The organism is Mangrovimicrobium sediminis, assembly GCF_004745945.1.
Classification (GTDB): Bacteria; Pseudomonadota; Gammaproteobacteria; order Pseudomonadales; family Halieaceae; genus Mangrovimicrobium; species Mangrovimicrobium sediminis.
The window spans coordinates 1-1,043 of the sequence record NZ_SRLE01000064.1 but is presented as its reverse complement, the minus strand read 5'-3'; the positions used below and the strand labels follow the sequence as shown (position 1 = coordinate 1,043).

Genomic DNA, 1,043 nt, shown 5'->3' with positions numbered 1-1,043 from the left:
TGGCGGCGAGCGCCGCAGTCACCGCCTCGACAGGACCGGGGCCGACAAACTCCCCGGGGAAGCGCCCGGTCACCGCGCCGTTGTCGAAGGTCGGCACGCCGTTCACCAGGGTCAGCAGCATGGGCGCGGGCGCCCGGGTGTAGCGGTAGGTGCGACCGCCCTCCCCGTCCCACACATCCCAGATGCGCTCCTCCGGCCGGCGCTCCACTGCGTCGAGGTCGAACACCGCGATATCCGCGATCATCCCCGGCGCCAGCAGGCCGCGCTGGTCCAGCCCGAAGAAGTCGGCGAGCTTGCCGGTCATCACGTGCACCGCGCAGGCCGCGCTCGCGCACGAAATCCGTGAGCAGCAGGATGTTGTCGCCGTAGCCGCAGAACATCTTGCCGTGGGCGCCGCCGTCGGAGATGTTGCCCACCGAGCGCGGGTCGCGCAGCATCTTCAGCAGCAGTTCCTCGTTGCGCTCCCAGGAGCGCTTGAGCACCACGGACTCGGGGCCGTTGTGCAATACCCACTGGGCCAGCGCATCCGAGGCGTGTTCGATACCGGTCTGCGCCATGTAATCGGCGAGGGTTACGCCCACCGGGCCGTAGCCGGTTTCGCTCTCCTTCAGGGTGAGCGCGGTGGGGTCGTGCAGGTAGGAATGGGCGTACTGGTTGTCCCAGGACTCCCGCGCCCGCGCCAGCCAGGCCGGGTCGCTGAACATCTGCTCTTTCTCCGCCCGGTAGTCGGTGTCGATCAGTTCCTGCCAGACCTGGTTGCCGTTCTGGGCGAACACCAGGGAGCGGCAGAAGTTGATCACCGAGGTCGGCGAGACATGGTGGTAGCCGGTCCAGTTGTCCTTGCCCTCGGCCTTGAAGCGCTCGTGTACGGCCAGGGATTTCGCGGCGATCTCCGCCTGGAACTGTAGCGTGGGCACGCCCGCCCACTGCAGCCGTACGCCGGCCTGGTCGGCGAGGTCGCCCAGCCGCGCGGCCTGCTCGGGGCCGGTCATGCGCATGTAGTGATCGACGATCACCTGCACGGTGGCGCCGGGGTATCTCGC

General features: G+C 68.6%; 1 protein-coding gene and 1 pseudogene. One reads left to right on the top strand and one right to left on the bottom strand.

Features of this window, described 5'->3' with window-relative positions:
* A pseudogene (locus E4634_RS22145) lies at window positions 1-304 on the bottom strand (hypothetical protein); the annotation flags it as partial.
* On the opposite strand from E4634_RS22145, the gene E4634_RS22140 reads away from it, so the two are divergent.
* Window positions 294-908 (top strand): hypothetical protein, encoded by a 615-nt coding sequence (locus E4634_RS22140; protein WP_353511672.1) that lies wholly within the window; start codon window positions 294-296, stop codon window positions 906-908. The pseudogene E4634_RS22145 and the gene E4634_RS22140 sit on opposite strands and share 11 nt — an antisense overlap.
* Window positions 909-1,043 lie beyond the last annotated feature (135 nt).